Annotated in this window: 5 protein-coding genes; 4 read left to right on the top strand and 1 reads right to left on the bottom strand. The window is 41.2% G+C overall.

Annotation, left to right across the window (positions count from 1 at the left end):
• The first annotated feature begins 394 nt into the window (after positions 1-394).
• The 4 genes from mgtE to GJU40_RS20150 all read left to right on the top strand — a co-directional run bounded on the left by mgtE (position 395) and on the right by GJU40_RS20150 (position 4655).
• The gene (gene mgtE, locus GJU40_RS20165; protein WP_154309845.1) at positions 395-1753 is read left to right on the top strand and encodes a magnesium transporter; all 1359 of its coding nucleotides are present in this window, start codon (positions 395-397) and stop codon (positions 1751-1753) included.
• A 125-nt stretch (positions 1754-1878) separates the two neighbouring features.
• On the top strand, positions 1879-2688 hold the full coding sequence (locus GJU40_RS20160) for an undecaprenyl-diphosphate phosphatase (protein ID WP_154309844.1): 810 nt from the start codon (positions 1879-1881) through the stop codon (positions 2686-2688).
• 258 nt (positions 2689-2946) lie between these two features.
• Positions 2947-3984: a M14 family zinc carboxypeptidase gene (locus tag GJU40_RS20155; RefSeq protein WP_154309843.1), complete on the top strand. Its 1038-nt coding sequence runs from the start codon at positions 2947-2949 to the stop codon at positions 3982-3984.
• A 155-nt stretch (positions 3985-4139) separates the two neighbouring features.
• Positions 4140-4655 (top strand): GNAT family N-acetyltransferase, encoded by a 516-nt coding sequence (locus GJU40_RS20150; protein WP_154309842.1) that lies wholly within the window; start codon positions 4140-4142, stop codon positions 4653-4655.
• A 306-nt stretch (positions 4656-4961) separates the two neighbouring features.
• On the opposite strand, the gene GJU40_RS20145 is transcribed toward GJU40_RS20150, so the two are convergent.
• Positions 4962-5414: a hypothetical protein gene (locus GJU40_RS20145; RefSeq protein ID WP_170289469.1), complete on the bottom strand. Its 453-nt coding sequence runs from the start codon at positions 5412-5414 to the stop codon at positions 4962-4964.
• Between the last annotated feature and the right edge of the window lie 106 nt (positions 5415-5520).

Raw genomic sequence — 5520 nt, 5'->3', positions numbered from 1 at the left:
CATCCAGTTGGATCGAATACAAGCCAGCTAGCTGCATAAACCCATTTTAAAAAATCCAAATTCAAACCTTGGGGGGCCTTTTTTTGCTTTTTAAGACAGCACAATCCTCAATTTTCGTATAAATTCCGTCTATGGGCTTTAAAAGGCTTGATCTTGATAACTTTTAAGACAATAACCGGAAATTTTACCTTTAAATCGCCCAAAAAAGGTTGAGAATGACTGTTAAGCGGAAATCTTCCGCTTAACTAGCTGCCAGTAGTCAGTTCAAACCTTGGAAACCTTTGACTGTACCGTTTTCCTTTTATTCATACTTTCTTTAAAAAACAGGCAATATTCACCAGCAAAATGGAGATAGTAAAGGGGGAAATGATCACGGTAGGAGAGGAATTCGCATATGCCTTTGCAGATGACAGAAAACGAACTAACACTGGCACTGATTCAAAGCTTAAAAGAAAACCGAGTTGAAACCTTTCAGGAAATTACGGAAGAGCTGCAGCCTTATGACCTGGCGCTTCAATACAGGCATCTCCCCAATAAACATAAAAATAAGTTTCTTACCTTTGTTACATTGGATCAGTTGACAGATATGATTCAGGAGCTTGACCGTGAAACTCAAACAGAGGTGCTGGGCAAGCTGGGAATAGAAAAAACGTCAAAGGTCATGGATTTGATGGAGAACGATGATCTTGCCACTCTTCTTGCTGATTTGGACAAGGGACAGATGGAAGAATACCTTGCAGAAATGAAACAGGAAGAATCACAGATCGTTCAGGGATTGATGAATTATCCGCCTGAAACTGCAGGCAGAATTATGAATAACAGATATGTATGGATTCCTCTGGAGTTTACGGTCAGGGAAGCGGTAGATAAATTGAAGGAATTCGCTGAGATAGCGGAATATATTAATTATTTGTATGTAATTGATCACAATCGTAAGTTGGTTGGGGTCGTTTCGTATAAAGATCTGCTTCTTGGAAATGACCAGGATCTGGTTAGTAACCTCATGTACAGCAGAGTTGTAAAAGTGGACGCCATGACAGATCAGGAAGAAGCAGCCAACCTGATACGCCGCTATAATTTTGTTTCCATCCCGGTTGTTGAAAAAGATTCAACGCTCATCGGTGTGATAACGGTTGATGATATGATCGATGTTGTCATCAGTGAAGCGAATGAGGATATCCAAAAGCTCTCAGCAGCAGGAAAGTCCATTGACTTTCAAACAAGACCTGTAACTGCCTCTGCACGCAGGCTTCCATGGCTGATCCTGCTGCTGTTTATCGGGCTGATTTCAGGCAGCATTATTGATGGATTTTCGGAAACGCTTGAACAAGTTGTAGCACTTGCCTTTTTCATGCCCATGATTGCCGGAATGACAGGAAATACCGGCACTCAGTCACTGGCAGTTGTGGTCAGGGGGCTTGCATCAGAAGATCTTGGTCCAAAGCAGGTTGTCAACCTGCTGCTGCGTGAATTGTTTGTCGGCATCATCATTGGTATTGCATGCGGTGTATTAATCTCGCTGATTGCGTATGTATGGCAGGGAAGCATGATACTTGGGTTTGTAGTAGGAAGTTCTCTCCTGATCACATTAATCATCGGTACACTCGCAGGAACCATCATCCCCCTAATTTTGTATAAATTTAAGGTGGATCCTGCTGTAGCATCAGGTCCGCTGATTACAACGATCAATGATATTCTTTCACTGCTGATTTATTTTGGTGTTGCAACGGCTTTCATTACAAGGTTAATGTGACTCTGCTTGACAAGAAAGAACGGGAAAGGTATAAATAAAATATCTTTAAAGTTCAGATGAACCTATAACGGCGCTCTCTAACGGGAGTGCTATTTTCTTGGGGCAATATACAGGGGGCATACAACATGAGCATCTTAGAAGCAATTCTTTTTGGTATCGTACAAGGAATTTCAGAATTTCTGCCTATTTCAAGTACGGCTCACATCATCATAACTCAATTTATTCTCGGCTATCAATTTCCCGGTTTGGCTTTTGAAATATGGCTGCACTTTGCCTCCATTTTGGCAGTTGTCATTTACTTCTATAAAGATTTGTGGAATTTGATAAAGGGGTTTTTCTTATTCTTGGGAGGCCGGCGCAGCAAGGAAAACAGAATTGCTTATTATTTTGGGTTATACATTATTGCTGCGACCCTTATTACTGGATTTCTCGGCATTCTTCTTGAAGGAATTGTGAGCGAAACAATGAAAACACCAGCATTTATCAGCATTACGCTTTCCATTACAGGTATCATGATTATCATCACAGAGCGCTTTCGGAAATATGGTGACAGAAGAGAGGAGGAGATGAGCTTTAAGGATGCTGCAGTGGTGGGAATTGGACAGGCGATCGCTGTACTGCCGGGAATATCCCGATCAGGGGCCACGCTTATTCCCGCCCTATGGCTCGGCTTAAACAGGGAAACCGCTGTTAAATTCTCATTCTTTCTGGTTATCCCTGTCATTTTAGGCTCAACTTTACTGCAGTTTTCAAGTGCAGATGCCAACCTGATTGCAAGCATTGGCATTCTTCCGCTGCTGGTTTCTTTTGTGACCACGTTCATTTTTTCACTGATCGGAATCATTTGGCTGATCAAGCTGCTGCAAAAGAGCAAGCTATCCTATTTTGCACTTTATTGCTTTGTGCTGGCTGCAGCTGTTTATCTTTACGCTTGAATACATGATAGCTACTATTTCAACATTGGAGACCCGCCGGCTGGCGGGTTTTTCCTTTTATCAAATAAGATAGTTTTTGTTCCTGCCATTTTCACTGCTCATAGAAGTGACTTTTCTCCTTATAAAGCACTTACTTTAGGTATGGGGTAGATAAATAGAATGATTTTCCATGTTTTCATCTTTCAATTGTGGAGCGGCTTACTCCGAAGGCATTATAATGAATAGTATGAAAACTTGAGAACATGGAGGATGTTAAATATGAAGAAAAGAATCCTGACGCTTACTTTGTCAGCAGTCCTAGCAAGTACTGGTTTTGCTGTTTCCGGAGCAGGAGCAGTAGGGAACGGACCTGATGTTAATTCAAAACAAACTGTACAAACCGCTATGCTGACAACTTATGAAGAAATGGCTGATTTTCTAAAGAAAGAAGCAAAAAAACAGAATGCTTTGGAATTGGAAATAATTGGTCAAACCGTAAAGGGAAGAGACTTGTTTTTAGCTAAATACATATCCAACCCTGCAAATCCTACTATCCTTTATTTAACACAGCAGCATGGAAACGAGGCTATGGCAACTGAAGGGGCGCTTGATTACATACGTCATTTAGGAAGCGGCAGCAAGAAAACAAAAGAACTATTAGAAAATGTAAATATCCTGATACTTCCTATGTTAAATGCAGATGGTGCAATGGGAGATGTGAACTTTCCGCTGGATAACTATATGGCGAGCGGAAGGCATTTAACCAGATTCAATGCGGAAAGACTTGACTTAAATCGTGATCATGTAAATAAAGCAGCACCAGAAACAAAAGCTTTACACCTAAATGTCCTTGGAAAATACAATATTGATTATATGATAGATTTCCACCATCAGGGAACGCAGGAGGATTACTTCGGGAAGTTAACTTCGGGTTCTGTTCTGACACCTCAGCATCCATCTGTAGATTCGGAGGTTGTGCTTGGTTCGAGAAAGCTGGCATCTGTTTTACTAAATGACATTAACTCAAAAGGATGGGGATTTGTACTAAAATATGATGAACCAAGTGCAAATGTAAACGTGGCATCCAATGCAATGGCCCTTCAATACGGCATTTCCGTGATTCTTTTTGAAATGAGGGGAATGGCGGATCACTCCTATGAGCCTTATGTGCTTGGGCAGAAGTCGAATGGATATTTAATAAAGCAAGCTTACACAGCAATAGACGCGACATCAAAAGCGATAGCTGATGGATCCATTATAACGGCGGATCCTTCTGTATACGATAACCTGCCGGAACAGCATTACAGTTACGATTAACAAAAAGCCCCAGACAGTCTGGGGCTTTTAGGTTACACATAAACTGTTTATTTCTGTATAATAAAAATCGCTTACATTTAATGTAAACTAGCTGTGTTTCTTAGGTGGCAATCCAAGCTACCATGAAATCATTTTTTCTTAAGGGGGAGGGAAAATTGATAAAAATAGTACAAGCAGAGCCGGTACATGCAGAGAGCATTGTTCAGGTTTGTATCGAAGCTAACAGGCATACATATCAAAATCTGTACTCAGAGGAAACTTTAAAAAGAATTATTGGGGAATTTTATTATTTTGATCGGATAATGGACGAAATCCTCAATACCGGAAGAGAATGGAATGGCTGGCTGGCAGCTCTTGATGGGGAAGCGGTGGTAGGAGCAATAGGGGGCGGGCTGATTGATGATAGAAATGCCGAGATTTTTGTTCTATACCTGAATCCTTTCAGAAGAGGAGAAGGAATAGGCACACTGCTTCTTTATGCATATACAGAGCTGCAGCGAAAATGGGGTGCAGAGAATCAGTGGGTTTCTGTAGCAGAAGGAAATGAAAAGGGAATCCCTTTTTATGAGGCCAGAGGCTTTCAATTTGTTGAACAGCAAAAAGCATATTCTTCCCTGGAAGAAGAAAACTACACTTCGCTAAGATACCGGCGAAATATCGCAGAGGTATAAGCCGCCTGCTGATGCCAGGCGGCTTTCTCCAACATGATACATGAACGAAAAATATAGGCGGACAATTTCCGATTACATGAAATCTTGAGCTCATTTAAGCCAAAATAAGCGGAACTTTTCCAATTAAGTGAATCAAAATCCTTTATTTTGAGCTTTTCAAGTTCATAGACGGAATTCCTGAGTCTATTGAGGGCTATTTTGGGAGTTTTCTACACTTAAGGGAAAATTCCACGCTTATTTTAAGGCAACTCATGAACTCCCTCTGTAAAAAATTGTACAGCACCTCATAGGTCTAATTTCCTCCAATTAGTTTACGAAGTTGATATACACTTCCTCATCATACTCAATGTCGAGATTGGGCGGTACCTTTAAGTAAATCAATTGTCTGGGCATAATGACTGAGTCCCTGGGCATAGAAGGCCCTTCAGCTTGCTTCACCAGATAAGACGGCCTGTATATGGATAGATTGTAATTCATGGGAACAGGAGCTACACTTAGTGTGTTTTTCTGAAAAAGGATTTGTAATGGAGTCATTTCTTGGGACATGTCAAACCCCTCAAGAATAAAAGCTGTGCTGTATATAGAAACTTCTATACGATTCGCTTGATCTCCCTTTTTATCTACATACACCATCGGAAAATAATCTGCAGATACTTTGAAGCTGAAGGGCTGTCCCGGCTGCAGCTTCAGCTGTTCCCTTTTCAAAAGCCGTTCTGAATCTATGTTTTCTAGCTCTCCTTTGATTGAACTACCCGCCACTTAACTGCTCTTGCGAGCTGTTTGAAGTGGGGGATTCCTAAGAACACCAGCGTAACCGCTAGTTATGGATTAGGCTATCCCGTTGCACCGACGGTTAGAAGCCTTA

Origin of the sequence: Metabacillus lacus, from assembly GCF_009674805.1 — a bacterium.
GTDB classification, from domain to species: Bacteria; Bacillota; Bacilli; order Bacillales; family Bacillaceae; genus Metabacillus_C; species Metabacillus_C lacus.
Note: the sequence above shows the minus strand (reverse complement) of the source record. Positions and strands in the feature narration are given on the sequence as shown.